The following is a 17,421-nucleotide window of genomic DNA, read 5'->3' on the forward strand; positions in this document are numbered from 1 at the left end:
GGGCGGGTCTCAGTTCAATAGTTTCCTGACAGGCAGTCAGATAAATCTGGCCAGGCCCCTTCACAGTTGTGCTCGCGGGCGCTCTAATGACCGCCCGAGCCAATGCCCAACCGGCGCGCGCCGGGGTCAGGAGGAGCGGTGGAGTACAACCTTGCCGATCTTTTCGAGTCGATCGTGGACGTGGTCCCGGACCGTGAGGCACTGGTGTACGTCGACCGCCCCGGCTCGGGCACGGAGCGCAGGCTCACCTACGCGGAGCTGGACTCGGCGGCGAACCGCGTCGCCCACCACCTGCTCGACGCGGGCATCGGACCGGGCGAACACCTCGGGCTGCATCTCTACAACGGCGTCGAATACCTCCAGACCGTGCTCGGCTGCCTCAAAGCCCGGATCGTGCCGGTCAATGTCAACTACCGGTATGTGGAGGAGGAGCTGGTCTACCTCTACCGGGACGCCGACCTCGCGGCTCTCGTCTTCGACGCCGAGTTCACCGAACGGGTCGCGGCGGCGCTGCCGAGGACGGAGAAGCTCCGCCATCTGGTGCGGGTCGGCACACCGCCCGGGGGCACCCCGGAACTGGCAGCCGTCCCCTTCGCGGAGGCCGAGGCGGCGGCGTCCCCCGGACGCGGCTTCGCGACACGGTCGGCCGACGACCAGTTCATCATCTACACCGGTGGGACCACGGGGATGCCCAAAGGGGTGATGTGGCGGCAGGAGGATCTCTTCTTCTCGGGCCTCGGCGGCGGGGCGCCGACCGGTGAGCCGGTCAGCACGCCCGGCGAACTGGCCCAGCGGGTCGCCGCGGGCGGGGACGGCATCACCTTCTTCCCGACTCCCCCGCTGATGCACGGCACCTCCACGCTGACCGCGTTCATCGGTCTCAACTTCGGCCAACGGGTCGTCCTGCACCGGAAATTCGTCCCCGAAGACGTGTTGCGGACGATCGAGAAGGAGAAGGTCACCAGCGTGTCCCTGGTCGGCGATGCGATGCTGCGGCCCCTGATCGACGCGTTGAACGGACCGGGCAAGGGCACCGACCTCTCCTCGCTGTTCAGCGTCTCCTCGTCGGGGGCGATCATGTCGGAGACCGTGCGCGCGCAGTTCATGGCGCTGGCCCCACGGGTGATGCTGCTGAACAACTTCGGGTCGTCGGAGTCGGGTTTCAATGGCACCGCGACGGCCGACTCGGGCCCGGAGAAGGGCTTCCGCCTCCAGGTCAACAGTCGAACGCAGGTGGTCGACCCGGTGACCTACGAGCCGGTGGCCGTCGGCGAGCCGGGCCGCATCGCCCAGCGAGGGCATGTCCCGCTCGGCTACTACAACGATCCGCGGAAGACGGCGGAGACCTTCTTCCAGCGCGGCGGGGACCGCTGGGTGCTGCTCGGTGATATGGCCACGGTCGATGAGGAGGGCATCGTGACCGTCCTCGGCCGAGGGTCGCAGTGCATCAACACCGGGGGCGAGAAGGTGTACCCGGAGGAGGTGGAGCAGGCGCTCAAATCCCATCCGGATGTCTACGACGCCCTGGTGGCCGGGGTGCCGGACGCCACCTGGGGCAACCGGGTGACGGCGGTGGTGCAGATACGCGAGGGTGCCGAGGCCCCGGACCTGACGGGCATCCAGGCGCACTGCCGGACCAGGCTGGCGGGCTACAAGATCCCGCGCCGGCTGGTGGTGGCCGAGGAGATCCAGCGCTCGCCCAGCGGCAAGGCGGACTACCGGTGGGCGAGGGCCGTGGCGGCTGAGGCCATGGACCCGGCCACCATGGATCCGGCCGAGGTCACGGAGACCCCCTGAGACCACCGCGACCGCCGCGACCGCCGGGGGGCCAGCGGTCGGCGCCCGCGCAACCACCGCCACCGGCCGCGGCCTCTCCCCGCCACCACGCGGGGACCGACCTGCCGGGTCCGGGAGCGACGGTCGCGGGCCGGGCGGAGGTGGTCACGAGGGGGACGGATGTGATGGGCGGATGGGACGTGGTCGTACGCGGTGAACCGGGGCATCCGGAGATCGTCGCCGCCCGGGACCGGGCCCGGGCCCCGCAATGAGGTGCACCGCGGTCCCGGGCGCGGTCCGCCACAGGAAGGAAAGTGCGGTCAACCCCCCTTGCCAGCGGACAGGTCCGGCTGCGTTACTGATCCATATCGCCACGACCGAATGATCGGTCGCCCGATATGGAACAGGAGTGGCCGGCATGACGGACCTGCTGGACGCGGCGGAACGACTCGGCCGCGACGCGTTGGAAGCACTGCAACTGCAACGCCTGCGGGCGACGCTCCGCCACGCGTACGACCGTGTCGGCTTCTACCGCGAGTCGTTCGACCGGGCCGGGGTGCATCCCGAGGACTGCCACACACTCGCCGACCTCGGACGATTCCCCTTCACCAGCAAGGCCGACCTCCGGGACAACTACCCCTTCGGAATGTTCGCGGTGGACCGGTCCCAGGTGCGGCGCGTCCACGCCTCCAGCGGGACCACCGGCCGGCCCACCGTCGTCGGCTACACCGAGCGGGACCTCGACGTCTGGGCCGATGTCGTGGCCCGCTCGATCCGCGCGGCCGGTGGGCGCCCCGGCCATATGGTCCACATCGCCTATGGATACGGACTGTTCACCGGTGGCCTCGGCGCCCACTACGGCGCCGAGCGCCTCGGCTGCACCGTCGTCCCGGCATCCGGCGGTATGACCTCGCGTCAGGTCCGCCTGATCCAGGATTTCCGCCCCGAGATCATCATGGTGACGCCGTCCTACATGCTCACCCTGCTCGATGAGTTCGAGAGGCAGGGGGTCGACCCCCGGACGACATCGCTGCGGGTGGGCATCTTCGGGGCGGAGCCCTGGACCGAGGAGATGCGGCGGGAGATCGAGGAACGCTTCGCGATCGACGCGGTGGACATATACGGGCTCTCGGAAGTGATGGGTCCGGGCGTGGCGCAGGAGTGCGTGAAGACCAAGGACGGTCTCCATGTCTGGGAAGACCACTTCCTGCCCGAGATAGTGGATCCGCTCACCGGTGCGGTGCTGCCCGACGGCGAGCCGGGCGAGCTGGTCTTCACCTCCCTCACCAAAGAGGCGATGCCGGTGATCCGCTACCGGACGCGTGATCTCTCCCGACTGCTGCCCGGCACAGCCCGGGTCTTCCGCAGGATGGAGAAGGTGACCGGCCGCAGCGACGACATGGTCATCCTGCGCGGGGTGAACCTCTTTCCGACGCAGATCGAGGAGATCGTGCTGCGGACACCGCATCTCGCGCCGCACTTCCAACTGCGCCTGACGCGGGAGGGCAGGCTCGACGCGCTGACCGTGCGGGCGGAGGCACGGGCGGCGGCGACGCCCGCGCAGCGCGCCGCGGCGGCCGAGGCGATGGCCGCAGCGGTCAAGGACGGTATCGGTGTCTCGGTGGCGGTCGAGGTGGTGGACCCGGAGGCCCTCGAAAGGTCAGTGGGCAAGATCAAGCGGATCGTGGACCTGCGCTAGCGGTACGGCACGGGCCGGGCCCCAGGCAGGCGGGAGCCGGGAGGTTGGAGCCAGGAGGCGGGAGCCGGAAGAGGGGGAGCCAGGAGGTCAAGGCCAGCGGCGGGAACCAGGAAGGGGAGCCAGGAGGTGGGGCGGCGCTCCACCGCCCGGTACGACTGGGGGCGGAGCACTCCACCCGTAGAGCCGGAGGCAGCCCCTGCCCTCGATTGCCTCCATGCCACCAGTGGCTGGCCAGGGGCTGGTCAGGGGCTGGTCAGGGGCTGGTCAGGGGCTGGTCAGGGGCTGGTCAGGGGCTGGTCAGGGGCTGAAGGAGAGAAAGACAAATGCAGCGAACAGTACGAGATGGACCCCGCCCTGGAGCAGGGTCGCCCGGCCGGGGACCACCGTCAGGGCGCTGACCACGGCAGTCAGGGCCAGCAGGACCATATGGGTGGCGTCCACTCCGAGGACCAGGGGTCCCGGCAGCCAGATCGAGGCGAGGGCGATGGCCGGGATGGTGAGCCCGATGCTCGCGATGGCGGAGCCGTAGGCCAGGTTGAGACTGGTCTGCATCCGGTCCCGGCGGGCCGCGCGTACCGCCGCGAGGGTCTCGGGCAGCAGCACGAGCAGCGCGATCACCACACCGACGACGGCCGTCGGGAGCCCCGCCGACTCCACGGTGTTCTCGATGGCCGGGGAGACCAGTTTGGCGTTGCCGACGACGGCGACCAACGCCACCAGGAGGAGGATGGCGCTGGCCCAGGTCTCCCGTTGGCTGGGCGGCGGGGCGTGCTCGTCGGGGTCGGGATCGCGTTCGCTGCCCTCGGGCCGCACCGGCAGGAAGTAGTCGCGGTGCCGCACCGTCTGGACGCCGACGAAGAGCCCGTACAGACAGAGGGAGGCGGCGGCGGCGAAGGCGAGCTGGTCACCGGTGAACTCCGCGCCGGCCTGGCCGGTGGTGAAGGCCGGCACCACCAGCGTCATCGTGGCCAGCGTGCACACGGTCGCCAGGGCGCCACCGGAGCCCTCGGCGTTGAAGACGGCGACGCGATTGCGCAGCGCCCCCACCAGGACGGAGAGGCCGACGATCCCATTGCAAGTGATCATGACAGCGGCGAAGACGGTGTCCCGGGCGTAGGTGGACGTCTTCTCCCCGCCGCCCGCCATCAGGGTGACGATGAGTCCCACCTCGATGACGGTGACGGCGACGGCGAGGATGAGTGACCCGAACGGCTCACCGGACCGGTGGGCGACGACCTCGGCGTGGTGCACCGCGGCGAGGACGGCCCCGATCAGGAAGACCCCGACGACCGCGACGGCCGCTCCGGAGAGGTCGCGGCCCCACCCGCACGCGAGGGCGACCACCGCGAGGGGCGGCACCCAGGTCGTCCACTTCGATCTGAGCCCTGCCGTGCCGGTCGTCATGGTCGCCACGCTGCCAGGAACGGCAGCGGGGCGCGCGGGGTGCTGCGCCAACGGGGTTCTCCCGAGGCCGCGGGAGCCGGGCCGTCAGATCGCGCGTTCGTGGCCCTCCCAGTAAGGTGCGCGCAGCCGGCGCTTATAGAGCTTGCCGTTCGGATCGCGCGGCATGACCTCGATGAACTCCAGGGACCTGGGGCACTTGTATCCCGCGAGCAGACGCGCGCAGTGGGCGAGGATGTCAGCGGCGAGCGCGTCGCCCGGCTGGTGGCCGTCGGCCGGTTCGACCACCGCTTTGACCTCCTCGCCCCAGTCGGTGTGCGGGATGCCGAAGGCCGCGGCGTCGGCGACCGCCGAGTGGGCGAGCAGGGCCGATTCGATCTCGGCGGGGTAGATGTTGACCCCGCCCGAGATGATCATGTCGATCTTGCGGTCGCGGAGGAACAGATAGCCGTCCTCGTCCAGGACGCCGAGGTCACCCACGGTGAAGAAGTCACCGATCCGGTTCTTCCGGGTCTTGGCCTCGTCCTTGTGGTAGCGGAAGGCGCCGGTGCTCATCTTCATATAGACGGTGCCCAGTTCGCCGGGCGGCAGCCGGTTGCCGTCGTCGTCGAAGACGGCGAGTTCGCTGATGGGCCACGCCTTGCCGACGGTTCCGGGCTTCCGTAGCCACTCCTCGGCGGTCGCGAAGGCGCCGCCGCCCTCACTGGCCGCGTAGTACTCCTCGACGCATCCTCCCCACCAGTCGATCATCGACCGTTTCACATGTTCCGGACAGGGAGCGGCACCGTGGATGGCATGGCGCATCGAGGAGACGTCGTAGCCGGCCCGTACGGTTTCGGGCAGCGCCAGGAGCCGGTGGAACTGCGTCGGCACCATATGGGTGTGGGTGCAGCGGTGCGCTTCGATGAGGCGGAGCATCTCCTCGGGTGTCCATTTGTCCATCAGCACCAGCGGATGTCCGATGTGCAGCGCGGCACCCGCGAATTGGAGGACGGCGGTGTGGTAGAGCGGCGAGCAGACCAAGTGGGTGTGACCGTCGAACGGCCGGATGCCGAAGATGCCGAGCAGACCGCCCAGATGGCCTTCCTCGGGCAGCCGTCCGGTCAGCGGGCGGCGGATGCCGCGCGGCCGTCCGGTGGTGCCGGAGGTGTAGTTCATGACCCAGCCGTGGGTCCGTCCGTCGGGCGGGGACTCCGACAGGCCGGCGAGGAGTTCGGCGTACGGGCGGAATCCGTCGACCGTGCCGACGGCGTAGCGGTGGGTGGCGGGCAGCTCCGCCTCGTCGGCGGCGACCGTCGCCGCGTCCGCGAACCGCTCGTGGGCGATGAGGACCCGGGCTCCGGAGTCCGCGACGATCCACGCGATCTCAGGGCCGACGAGATGGTGGTTGACGGGGACGACGTAGAAACCGGCCTGGGAGGCGGCGAGATAGGCGGTGATGAACTCGGCACCATTGGGGAGGACGACGGCGAAGACGTCACCGCGCCGGAGGCCGGCCGCCCGCAGCCCGTGCACGAGCTGGTTCGCGGCGGCGTGCAGCCGCCGGGCGCTCCAGCGTTCGCCGTCCGGTGCGATCAGGATCGTCCGGTCCGGATCCGCCGTCGCCTGGGCCCAGAAGCCGTTCGGCCGTTCGGTCATCGTTAGCCCCTTCCGGCGATGCGGTTGACACGGTCCACGGCGCGTTCGAACCCGCGTGTCAGGTCGTCCATGACCGCCTGGACGCTCCGTTCGGAGTTCATCCGGCCGACGATCTGCCCGACGGGGGTGCCGAGCAGCGGAACGACGCCGTGCTTCTGGATACGGGAGACGGCCTCGGCGACCAGGAGTCCCTGGAGCGGCATGGGGAGCGCGGCCGGTCCTTCCGCGCCGTCCCAGGCGTCGGTCCACTCGGTACGGAGCTGGCGTGCGGGTTTTCCGGTCAGGGCGCGGGAGCGGACGGTGTCGCCGGAGCCCGCGGCGAGGAGTTTGGCGGTCAGCGCGCGGGAGTGGAGTTCGGCCTCGGTGGTGGTGAGCCAGAGCGAGCCGAGCCAGGCGCCCTGTCCGCCGAGGGCGATGGCGGCCGCGATCTGTTCGCCACTGCCGATACCGCCGGCGGCGAGCACGGGGAGCGGGTCGACCGCTTCGACGACCTCGGGGGTGAGCACCATGGAGGCGATCTCGCCGGTGTGCCCGCCGGCCTCGTACCCCTGCGCGACCACGATGTCGATCCCGGCGTCGGCGTGGTGGCGGGCGTGGCGGGCGCTGCCGGCGAGGGCCGCGACCTGGACGCCGCGCTCATGGGCGCGCGCGACGACGTCCGGGGGCGGTGAGCCGAGGGCGTTGGCGAGGAGGGCGATCGGATAGTCGAACGCCACATCGAGCTGGTCCCGGGCGACCTGTTCCATCCAGCCGGTGATACGCCAGCCGGATGCCTCGCCCTCGGCGAGTTCGGGGACGCCGTGCCGGGCGAGGGTGTCGCGGACGAACCGGCGGTGCCCTTCGGGGATCATCGCCTCGACGTCCGACTCGGTGACTCCGTCGACCTTCTTGGCGGGCATGACGACATCGAGCCCGTAGGGCTTTCCGTCGGTGTGCTCCTGCATCCAGTCGAGGTCGCGTTCGAGGTCGTCGGGCGCGGTGTAGCGGACGGCGCCCAGGACACCGAGGCCGCCCGCTCTGGTGATGGCCGCGGCCACCGCGGGGAAGGGCGTGAAGCCGAAGATGGCGTGCTCGATCCCCAGTGACTTGCTCAGCTCCGTCTCCATGGGCGGCAGGATGCCGCAGCCGGGTGGCCGAGGGAAGGGGTTTTCTGATGCAGTGTCAGATTCTTTGGGCGGTTGACAGCCTCCGACAGTGGCAAGAAAGTTTCATTGCTGTTCGAGTTCCCGAAAAACACTTTCAGGTTCTTTCAGGAGAGGGCTCCGGATGACAGAGGACGCGACCGCGGGCGACGGGATCAGCCGACGGAGGCTGGGCGGCGGCGCACTGGCACTGGGCGGCGCACTGGCGCTCGCACCGATTCCCTTCGCGGCGGCGGGAGCGGCCGACGTCGGCGGCTCGGTGGCCCCGGGGCGCGGACGGCCGACCCTGCGGCGCGGCACCCCCGAGCGGGCCGGATTGATCGCCGCCCGGCTGGATCAGTTGGTCACCGACGCGGAATCGTTTCTGGCCCCCTCCCCCCAACACCCCTGGTACGCGGGCGCGGTCCTGCTCGCAGGTCGCGGCGGCACCGTCGCGCTGCACCGGCCGATCGGGAAGGCGGTCCGCTACGCCGCGTACGACGAGAAGACCGACACGGGGGTGGAGCTCCCGCCCGACCAGCAGATCCCGATGGCCGAGGACACGGTCTTCGATCTGGCATCGGTCTCCAAACTGTTCACCTCGATCCTCGCCGTCCAGCAGATCGAGCGGGGCGCACTGGACCTGGCGGCCACGGTCGCCTCGTACCTCCCGGAGTTCGGGGCCGCGGGCAAACAGGACATCACCGTGCGGCAGCTACTGACCCACACCTCGGGGTTCCGCTCCTGGATCCCGCTGTACCGGGAGCCGACCCGGGAGGGGAAGCTCCGGATGCTGTGGAACGAGGCTCCCGCCAGCACCCCGGGGACGAAGTACCTCTACTCCGACCTCAATCTGATCTCACTCCAACTGATCCTGGAACAGCTCACCGGACGGGCTCTGGACGTGCTGCTCCGGGAGGAGATCACCGAGCCGCTCGGGATGCGCCGCACCCGATTCAACCCACCGGCCTCCTGGAAACCGAAGATCGCCGCCACCGAGGACGCCCGGGCGCCCTGGTCGGGTCTGGAACGCGGTCTCATCCACGGCGAGGTGCACGACGAGAACGCGTACGCGTTCGGCGGGGTCGCCGGACACGCCGGGGTCTTCTCCTGCGCCTGGGACCTGGCGATCCTCGCCCGCACACTGCTCAACGACGGCGTCTACGGCCGGCACCGGATACTGCGCCCCGACTCCGTCGAGCTGATGTTCACCGACTTCAACACCGCCTTCCCCGGGGACGAACACGGCCTCGGCTTCGAGCTGTACCAGCACTGGTACATGGGGGCCATGGCCACCCCACGCACCGCCGGTCACACCGGTTTCACCGGGACCAGTCTGGTCCTGGACCCGAGCACCGACTCGTTCCTGATCGTGCTGGGCAACTCCGTCCACCCGGTGCGGTCCTGGCGGTCGGGCAGCGCACCCCGGGTGGCCGCCGCCAACAACATGGCCCGTGCCGTCCCCGTGCGCCCGGAGCGGGGACGTACCGCCTGGTTCTCCGGGATGGCGAACGCCGCCACCGCGACCCTCACCCTGCCCCCGCTCACCGTCGGCCGGCACACCCGGCTGCGCTGCTCCCTGTGGTGGGACATCGAGCCCGGCGCCGACGGTCTGTTCCTGGAGGGATCGCCGGACGGCGGCGCCACCTGGCGACCGGTGCCCTTCACCACGACGCGGGGGACGGAACCGCCGACCGCGTCGGTGACCGGGTGGTCGGGGCGGGTCTGGCACCGGCTGACGGCGGATCTGTCGTCCTGGCACGAGACGGGCGTACGGCTGCGCTGGCGCTACACGACCGACCACCGCTACGTCGGCCGGGGCGCGTACGTCGACGCCATCCGGGTCGAGGACCGGGGCCGCGCCGTCTTCGACGAGAGCAGGCCCCAGGACGCGGCCCGGATCGAGGCGGCCGGCTGGACGGTGTCGCGGGACTGAACTTCCCCCGGCCGGGGGAACGGTTCACCGGCCCAGCGCCGCCATCGCGGCGTTGTGGCCGGGCACCCCGCTCACTCCCCCGCCGCGCACGGCACCCGCGCCGCACAGCAGCACATTGGCGTGCGCCGTCTCGACGCCCCAGCGCCCGGTGTCGTCGGTCGCGTACGGGAAGGAGAGGTCCCGGTGGAAGATATGACCGCCCGGCAGCCGGAGTTCGCGCTCCAGGTCGAGCGGAGTCTTGACCTCGACACACGGTTCGCCGTCGGCGTCGAGGGCGAGACAGTCCGCCAGCGGTTCCGCCAGATGGGAGTCCAGCTCGGCCAGGGTGGCCGCCAGCAGCCGGTCGCGGACCGCGTCGTGGTCATCGGTGAAGAGCCGGGCGGGGGTGTGCAGCCCGAACAGCGTCAGCGTCTGGAAGCCCTCGGCGGCGAGCGACGGGCCGAGGATCGACGGATCGGTCAGTGAGTGGCAGTAGATCTCGGACGGCGGCGCGCTCGGCGGTGAGCCAGCGGCGGCCTCCCGGTAGGCGGTGGCCAACTGTTCGTACCCCTCCGACACATGGAAGGTGCCGGCGAACGCGTGGCGCGGATCGACGGTGCGGTCGCGCAGCGCCGGTAGCCGCCGCAGCACCATGTTCACCTTGAGCTGGGCGCCCTCGGCGGGGGCCGGGGGCGGCTCGCCCAGCAGAGCGGCGAGTTCCCTCGGGGAGGCGTTCACCAGGACCCGGCGGGCGGCGAAGGTGACCTCCCCGTCCGGTGTCCGGCAGGTGACATCGGCCGATCGGCCGTCCGTCTCGATACGGGTCGCCTCGTGCCCGGTCACGATCCGCGCCCCGGCCGCCCGGGCCGCGGTGGCCAGGGCGTCGGTGAGCGCGCCCATGCCTCCGACCGGGACGTCCCAGTCCCCCGTCCCCCCGCCGATCACGTGGTAGAGGAAGCAGCGGTTCTGCGCGAGGCCGGGGTCGTGGGCGTCGGCGAACGTCCCGATGAGGGCGTCGGTGAGCACCACTCCCCGTACGAGATCGTCGGAGAACCGTCTCTCGATCGCCTCGCCGATGGGTGCATCGAACAGGGCATGCCAGGCCGTCTCGTCATCGACACGGGCCCGGAGCGACTCACGGGTGGGCAGTGGCTCGGTGAGGGTGGGGAAGACCCGCTCGGCGACGCGGGCGGTCATGCCGTAGAACTCCCGCCAGGCGGCGTACTCGCGGTCGCCACCGGTGAGCGCGGCGAACGACTCCCGTGTGCGCCCGGCGCCCACGAGGAGACCGCCGTCGCCGCGGGGGGTGTACGAGGAGACCGTGCGTTTACGTACGGAGAAGTCCAGTCCGAGGTCGCGCACGATCTTCGACGGCAGCAGCGACACCAGATAGGAGTAGCGCGAGAGCCGGGCGTCGACCCCGGCGAAGGGGCGGGTGGAGACGGCCGCACCGCCGACGCGCGCGGCGCGCTCCAGCACGAGGACGGAGCGGCCCGCGCGGGCGAGGTAGGCGGCGGCGACCAGACCGTTGTGGCCGCCGCCGATGATGACGGTGTCGTACGAGGTGTGGGCGGACATGCCGGGAACATTGCCGCTCCCGGGTATGCCGAACCCTGGTTCCCGCTCGCGCGGGGGCGCTCCTCAATCGCCGGAGGGGCTGGATTCGGGTCTCCCGAACGCCGCGAAGGCCGGGGGCGGTGCGGCCCGCCCAGCGCCGGGCGAACCCACTCGGCGGCCTGGCGACGCCACCGGGTGCTCCTCAATCGCCGGAGGGGCTGGATTCAGGCCGCCGCTCGACACCTCACCGCAGTGCGCACCCCGATTCGACGACGTGCCAGCGCCACCGGGCGCTCCTCAAACACCGGAGAAGCTGGATTCAGGCCGCCGCTCGACACCTCACCGCAGTGCGCACCCCGATTCGACGACGTGCCAGCGCCACCAAGCGCTCCGCAAACACCGGAGAAGCTGGATTCAGGCCGCCGCTCGACACCTCACCGCAGTGCGCACCCCGGCTCGACGACGTGCCAGCGCCACCGGGCGCTCCTCAAACACCGGAGGGGCTGGATTCAGGCCGCCCGGACGCCGGGGAGCGGAGAACCCAGCGCTGGGGCGGCCCTACGCCTGATGAAACCGAGCCGAGCCTCGGTGCCGGGCAGGGGCTCAGCCCTGGGGGGCGCGGCGTTCGCGGCGGGCGGCGACGCGGCGGTAGAGGTCGACCGCCTCCGCGTGGCGGCCCAGTTGTTCCAGGCAGTGGGCCTCGTCGTTGCGGCTGGCGAGGGCGTCCGGGTGGTCCGGGCCGAGGACCCGCTCACGGGCCTCGGCAACCTGCCCGTAGATCGTCAGCGCATCCGCCCAGCGGCCCAGCCAGCCCAGGCCGACCGCCACCTCGCGGCGGGAGACGAGGGTGTCCGGGTGCGAGGCGCCGAGGACGCGGCCGCGCAGGGCGCTCACCTCGCGCGCCTCGGCGAGCGCCTCCTCCCAGCGGGCCAGCCGGCCCAGGTTGACACCGAGGCCGTGCCGGGCGCGCAGGGTCTCGGGGTCGTGCGGTCCCTGCGCCCGGGTGCGGTCCGCCACCAGGCTCCGATACAGCGCCAGGGCCTCCTCGCCCCGCCCGAGGCGCCCGAGGCTGATGCCCACCTCGTACCGGGCGGCGAGGGTGTCGGGATGGTCGGCTCCCAGCGCGCGGGCGCGGGCGGCGGCCACGTCGCGATAGGTGGTCAGCGCCTCGGCCCAGCGGCCCAGCCGACCGAGGGCGTAGGCGACTTCGTACTGGGTGACGAGCGTGTCGGGATGGTCCGCGCCGAGCACCCTGGTCCGCGCCACCGCGACGTCGCGGACCATCCGGAAGGAGTCCTCAAGACGGCCGAGCCTGCTGAGGTTGAAGGCGAGGTTGTGCCGGCAGCGCAGTGTGTCGGGGTGGTCGGCGCCCATGGTCCGCTCGCGCGCGGTGAGGACGGCGGCGTAAACGTCGTGCGCCTCGAAGTGGCGCCCGAGCCTGCCGAGCACGAAGGCGGTCTCCTGCCGTGCCGCCAGGGTCTCCGGATGGTCGGCGCCCAGGGCCCGCTCCCGGCCGTCGGCGACCCGGCCGAACTCGCGCAGCGCGTCCTCGACCCGGCCGGTCCGGCTCAGGGTGAAGCCGATCTCGTAGCGGCTGGCCAGGGTGTCGGGATGGTCGGGGCCGAGCGCGTGCTCCCGCTCGGCGGCCACCGCCCGGTGCACCTCGCCCGCCTCCTCCCAGCGCCCCAGCCGGCCGAGGCTGAGGCCCCCGTTGTGCCGGCCGGTGAGGACGGCGAGCAGTTCGGGCGACGGGGTGGGCCGCTCGGCCGGGGGGCCCGGCGCGGGCGGGGCCCCGCCGAACGGCACGGCGGGTTCGACGGACGTGGTCCACTCGCCGGTCAGCCCTTCGGTGTGGTCGGGCAGTACGGTCCGCAGCGCGGTGCCCAGTGCCTTGTGTCCGGTGGTCATCCCCCGGGTCCACGGTGGCAGGCGCGTCTCCCGGGGGAGGGCCGGCGGCGGCAGCGGGCGCGTACGGCCCTCACGGGCGATCCGCCACCGGAGGTCCTTGGCGTCGGTGGGCCGGCCGTCCGGCGCCTTGGCGAGCAGTTCGAGCACGATCCGCTGGAAGTGGTCGGGGATGTCGGGCCGGTGGGCGCGCAGCGGCCGCGGCTCGGTGTCGCGGTGTCCGACGAGGACCGCCCAGGCGTCGTCGTGGTCGAACGGCGGGAAGCCGGTGGCGATCTCGTACAGCACACAGCCCAGCGAGTAGAGGTCGCTGCGGTGGTCGACCCGGCCGCCGCTGATCTGTTCGGGCGACATGTAGTGGGGAGTGCCCATGGCGATGCCGGTACCGGTGAGGCGGGAGGAGAACCCGATGTCCTCGCCGAGCCGCGCTATGCCGAAGTCGCAGATCTTCACCGCGCCGTCGGTGAGCCGCATGATGTTGGCGGGTTTGAGGTCGCGGTGGACGATGCCCCGCTCATGGGTGTAGGCGAGGGCGTCGGCGACCTGTTCGGCGATGTCGACGACCTCGTCCACCGGCAGCGGGCGCTGTTCGTTCGCGGTCAGGAGCTGGCTGAGGTTGTGGCCGTCCAGCAGCTCCATCACCAGGTAGAGGACCCCTTCGTACTCACCGAAGTCATGGACGACGGTGACCCCCCGGTGCTGGAGGGCCGCGGCCACCCGGGCCTCGCGGCGGAAGCGCTCCCGGAGCACCGGGGCGAAGGAGGAGGACTGGTGCTGGGATCCGACCGGTTTCAGGCATTTGACCGCGACGCGCCGCCCCAGCGACTCGTCCACGGCCCCCCACACCTCGCCCATGCCACCGCGCCCGATCACCTCGACCAGCCGGTACCGGTCGTGGATCAGCCTGGATTCCGCCATCGCGTGCTGTCGCCCCCGTCGCTCTGCTGCGCCCTCCCCGGCCCGTCCAGTATGGACTCCTGTCACCGCGGACCGTACGGGGTGGGCCGCACCCCGGGGCCGAGTCGGGCCATCGCCCTGAGGATGTGTCCCGGGGGGAGCTGCCAGCGCAATCGGGCGGGCACCCGGCGCAGCAGACGGCCGGTCGTGGCGAGTTGCCGGGTGACCCGTTCGGCGGTGGGGGCGGGTCTGCCGTACAGCTCGTGGGCGTAGGGCGGCAGGGCCCCGTAGGCGAGGTCCGCCACCCGCCGCCAGAGGAGTGCCCGCGCCGGGACGAGGAGGGCGGGGACCGGTGGCCGCTGGAGGAAGTCATCGATCTCACGGGCGTCGGCGCCGACCGCGAGGTGGGGCCGGACCTCCTCGAAGTAGGCGGCGAGCCGCGCGGTGGTGGCGGGCACCTGATCCGGGTCGAGGCCGACGAGGCGGGCGCCGACGCGGTGCTCGTCGACGTAGCGGTCGGCCTGGGCGTCGCTGAGCGGATAGCCGGAGCGGCGGACGACCTGGAGGTACGAGTCGACCTCGGCGCAGTGCACCCACAGCAGCAGCTCGGGCTCGTCCACGCCGTAGCGTTCACCGGTCGCGGGGTCGGTCACCTTGAGACGGCTGTGGATGCGGCGGACCCGGTCACCCGCGGTCTCGGCGGCCTCGGTGGTGCCGTAGCTGATGGTGCCGACGAAGTCCGCCGTGCGCAGCAGCCGCCCCCAGGCGTTCTCGCGGAAGTCGGAGAACTGCATGACTCCGCGTACCGCGCGGGGGTGGAGCGCCTGGAGGTACAGCGCCCGGACCCCGGCGACCCACATCATCGGGTCGCCGTGCAGGTGCCAGGTGACGGAGTCGGGCCCGAAGAGGCCCGGGTCGCCCGTGGTGCCGTCGGCGTTCTTCATGATGTGACCAGCTTTCCCGATGGCACCGGTGGACGGACCTGACCCATGGCGGTGCCAACGGGAGTCGGCACCGCCCCCGCATGGTTCGCGCGACGCGGTTGGCACATGGGTTCGACCTATTGACGGACGGATTACCCGGAGGCGGCGACCACGACGCATCACACGCTCACGGTTTCGGCGACTCGGTGAATCAGTGGCTCGTGCCCCCTCACTCCGTGGCACCGGCACCCGGCACCCGCACGGAGGCACGGAGTGGCGGAGTGGCGGAGTGTCCGGCAGCGGTTTGCCACGACCGGTTGGGTGGCAAGTAGCGGCGGGTGACATGGCGTCAACGGCCCCACGGGAGGGGAACGGTGCATCGCATCAGCCACATGGTCCACGACGGTGGCCGGGCTCGCGAAGCCGCTGCTTCAGGGCTGCCCGCCGGTCGAGTGAAGGGCCCCGTCCGCACCCCGTCCCGACGAGTCGGGATCGGCCCCACCGTCCACCGATCGCGGCGGGCCACCGCGGGTCGACCGGGCGCGGTGGGCGGGTGACCGGCCGGCCGGCACCCGCGGTGCTGCCGCCCTCGCTGCGCGCACGGCTCGGACTGATCGCGGTCCTCGCCGCCCTGATGGTCGTCGGGCTCGGGGTCCTGCACGCCGGCCACCGCCGGCCGGGCACGGTGGACGCGTGGATCCAGCCGGCCTTGGACGGTGTGCGGACGCCGTGGCGGAGCCTCGCGCTGGCGACGGACTTCCTGGCGGAGCCCGCCGGAGCGGCGCTGCTGGCCGGGGCCGCCGTGATGGGCTGTCTGCTGCTTCGACGACCTCGCGCCGCGGTGCTCCTCGTGGTCGGCCTCGGTCTGACCGTCGGGACGACGACGCTGATCAAGCCGCTGGCCGGGCGCACCATCCACGGTGCGCACCTGTCCTACCCGAGCGGGCACACCGCCTTCCTCACCGCGCTCGCCCTCATCGTGGCGCTGCTCGCGGTCGGCCGGCTCGGTCTCGGCAGCACGGCGGGCACCCTGCTCGTGCTCGCCGCGGCGCTGGTCGCCGGCGCGGCCATGGGCTGGGCGCAGGTCGCTCTGGGCGCGCACTACCCGACCGACGTCCTCGGCGGCTGGTGCACCGCGCTCGCGGTGATACCGGCGAGCGCAGGGCTGATCGACCGGGTGGCTGACCGACCGGCTGGCCGGCTGACGCCCCGCTGGCTGGCTGATGCCCGGCGACGGAAGCGCAGCTGACGTCACCTCACGCGAAGCGGCGGAACACGGGCTTCACCGGCTGTCCGCCCACCCAGGGGGTGGGGTCGGCGGCGTCCAGTGCCTTCCGGTACACCGCACATGCCTGGGCCACCGTGTCGACGGTGTGGTCGATATCGGCGTCGCTCAGCGCGCTGCTCACCACGAACGAAGGGGCGAGCACCCCGCCCGCGATGAGTTGGCGCAGGAACAGGGTGCGGTACTGCTGCGACGGTTGTCGGTGCTCGTCGAGGGTGGCGAAGACCAGATTGCTGGCCCGGCCGCGGAGGACGAGGTGGTCGCCGACGCCCGTACTGGCCGCGGCGGAGCGGACACCGGCGGCCAATCGCTCGCCGATGGCGTGCAACTGCGCGGTGATGCCCTCCTCCACATAGGTGGTGAGCACGGCCATCGCGGCGGCCAGCGAGTGCGTTTCCGCACCGTGCGTGGTGGACAGCAGGAACACGCGGTCGTGGGAGTGGCGCAGCCCGCCCCGCTCCATGAGTGCGCGGCGCCCGGCCAGCGCGGCGACGGCGAACCCGTTGCCCAGTGCCTTGCCGAAGGTGGAGAGGTCGGGGACGACGCCGTACAGGCCCTGAGCGCCCGCCTCGGACCAGCGAAGGCCGGTGATCATCTCATCGAAGATCAGTACGCAGCCGTGCCGGTCGGCCAGCTCGCGCAGGCCGGCCAGGTATCCCGGAGGCGGCTCGGTGTGGGTGGCGGGTTCGAGGATCAGACAGGCGACTTCGCCCCGGTACCGGGTGAGCAGCTCCTCCGTGGCGGCCAGGTCTCCGTAGGGGAATGCCACGGTCAGCTCGGTGGCCGCCGCCGGGATGCCGGCGGGCATCGGTGTGGTGCCGATGAACCAGTCGTCCACGGAGAAGAACGGATGGTCGCCGCAGATGGCCACCCGCGGGCGTCCGGTGACGGCACGGGCGAGGCGCACCGCCGCGGTGGTCGCGTCGGAGCCGTTCTTCGCGAACTTCACCATCTCGGCGGTCGGCACGGTGGCCAGGAAGAGTTCAGCCGCCTCGACCTCCACGATGGACGGCCGGACGAAGTTGCTGCCGCGGTCGAGTTGCCGCCGCACCGCCTCGATCACGCGTGGGTGGGCGTGGCCGAGGCTGACCGACCGCAGGCCGGAGCCGTATTCGAGGTAGCGGTTGCCGTCGACGTCCCAGACGTGGGCACCGCGGCCGTGGCTGATGACCGGCGCCAGGTCTGCCGGGTACTGGTCGTCGCCCTTGGCGTAGGTGTGCGCGCCCCCGGGGATCAGGGTGTGCAGCCGCTCGTTCGCCAGCCGCGACCGGGGCAGGAGGAACTCTTCGGTGTCCACGCGGACC

10 protein-coding genes and 1 pseudogene are annotated in these 17,421 nt (G+C 71.7%); 4 read left to right on the forward strand and 7 right to left on the reverse strand.

Annotation, left to right across the window (positions count from 1 at the left end):
* Positions 1 to 138: 138 nt before the first annotated feature.
* Together ACH4S7_RS24320 and paaK are read left to right on the forward strand one after the other, a co-directional pair.
* Entirely contained in the window at positions 139 to 1,797 is a 1,659-nt protein-coding gene (locus ACH4S7_RS24320; protein WP_398523366.1) for an acyl-CoA synthetase, read from the forward strand.
* 397 nt (positions 1,798 to 2,194) lie between these two features.
* Positions 2,195 to 3,475: a phenylacetate--CoA ligase PaaK gene (gene paaK / locus ACH4S7_RS24325; protein WP_398523367.1), complete on the forward strand. Its 1,281-nt coding sequence runs from the start codon at positions 2,195 to 2,197 to the stop codon at positions 3,473 to 3,475.
* Between the two features lie 297 nt (positions 3,476 to 3,772).
* Here the strand turns inward: paaK and ACH4S7_RS24330 are convergent, their stop codons facing one another.
* The 3 genes from ACH4S7_RS24330 to ACH4S7_RS24340 form a co-directional block, all read right to left on the reverse strand.
* On the reverse strand, positions 3,773 to 4,879 hold the full coding sequence (locus ACH4S7_RS24330; protein ID WP_398523368.1) for a calcium:proton antiporter: 1,107 nt from the start codon (positions 4,877 to 4,879) through the stop codon (positions 3,773 to 3,775).
* A gap of 84 nt (positions 4,880 to 4,963) precedes the next feature.
* Complete coding sequence (locus ACH4S7_RS24335) at positions 4,964 to 6,514, reverse strand: acyl-CoA synthetase (RefSeq protein ID WP_398523369.1); 1,551 nt, start codon at positions 6,512 to 6,514, stop codon at positions 4,964 to 4,966.
* Positions 6,515 to 6,516: 2 nt separating this feature from the next.
* The gene (locus ACH4S7_RS24340; RefSeq protein ID WP_398523370.1) at positions 6,517 to 7,620 is read right to left on the reverse strand and encodes an NAD(P)H-dependent flavin oxidoreductase; all 1,104 of its coding nucleotides are present in this window, start codon (positions 7,618 to 7,620) and stop codon (positions 6,517 to 6,519) included.
* 160 nt (positions 7,621 to 7,780) lie between these two features.
* Here ACH4S7_RS24340 and ACH4S7_RS24345 point away from each other — a divergent pair, with 160 nt between their 5' ends.
* The gene (locus ACH4S7_RS24345) at positions 7,781 to 9,571 is read left to right on the forward strand and encodes a serine hydrolase (RefSeq protein ID WP_398523371.1); all 1,791 of its coding nucleotides are present in this window, start codon (positions 7,781 to 7,783) and stop codon (positions 9,569 to 9,571) included.
* A 24-nt stretch (positions 9,572 to 9,595) separates the two neighbouring features.
* On the opposite strand, the gene ACH4S7_RS24350 is transcribed toward ACH4S7_RS24345, so the two are convergent.
* The 3 genes and pseudogenes from ACH4S7_RS24350 to ACH4S7_RS24360 form a co-directional block, all read right to left on the reverse strand.
* Positions 9,596 to 11,128 carry a phytoene desaturase family protein gene (locus ACH4S7_RS24350; RefSeq protein WP_398523372.1) on the reverse strand — a complete coding sequence of 511 codons (1,533 nt, stop codon included), beginning with the start codon at positions 11,126 to 11,128 and terminating at the stop codon, positions 9,596 to 9,598.
* A 582-nt stretch (positions 11,129 to 11,710) separates the two neighbouring features.
* Positions 11,711 to 13,930 carry a tetratricopeptide repeat protein gene (locus ACH4S7_RS24355; RefSeq protein ID WP_398523373.1) on the reverse strand — a complete coding sequence of 740 codons (2,220 nt, stop codon included), beginning with the start codon at positions 13,928 to 13,930 and terminating at the stop codon, positions 11,711 to 11,713.
* A 65-nt stretch (positions 13,931 to 13,995) separates the two neighbouring features.
* Positions 13,996 to 14,853 (reverse strand): annotated as a pseudogene (locus tag ACH4S7_RS24360) (oxygenase MpaB family protein); the annotation flags it as partial.
* Between the two features lie 532 nt (positions 14,854 to 15,385).
* Between ACH4S7_RS24360 and ACH4S7_RS24365 the strand changes: the two are divergent.
* On the forward strand, positions 15,386 to 16,081 hold the full coding sequence (locus ACH4S7_RS24365; RefSeq protein ID WP_398523374.1) for a phosphatase PAP2 family protein: 696 nt from the start codon (positions 15,386 to 15,388) through the stop codon (positions 16,079 to 16,081).
* A 7-nt stretch (positions 16,082 to 16,088) separates the two neighbouring features.
* On the opposite strand, the gene ACH4S7_RS24370 is transcribed toward ACH4S7_RS24365, so the two are convergent.
* Complete coding sequence (locus ACH4S7_RS24370) at positions 16,089 to 17,414, reverse strand: glutamate-1-semialdehyde 2,1-aminomutase (RefSeq protein WP_398523375.1); 1,326 nt, start codon at positions 17,412 to 17,414, stop codon at positions 16,089 to 16,091.
* Between the last annotated feature and the right edge of the window lie 7 nt (positions 17,415 to 17,421).

The organism is Streptomyces sp. NPDC020965, from assembly GCF_044333555.1.
Lineage (GTDB): Bacteria > Actinomycetota > Actinomycetes > Streptomycetales > Streptomycetaceae > Streptomyces.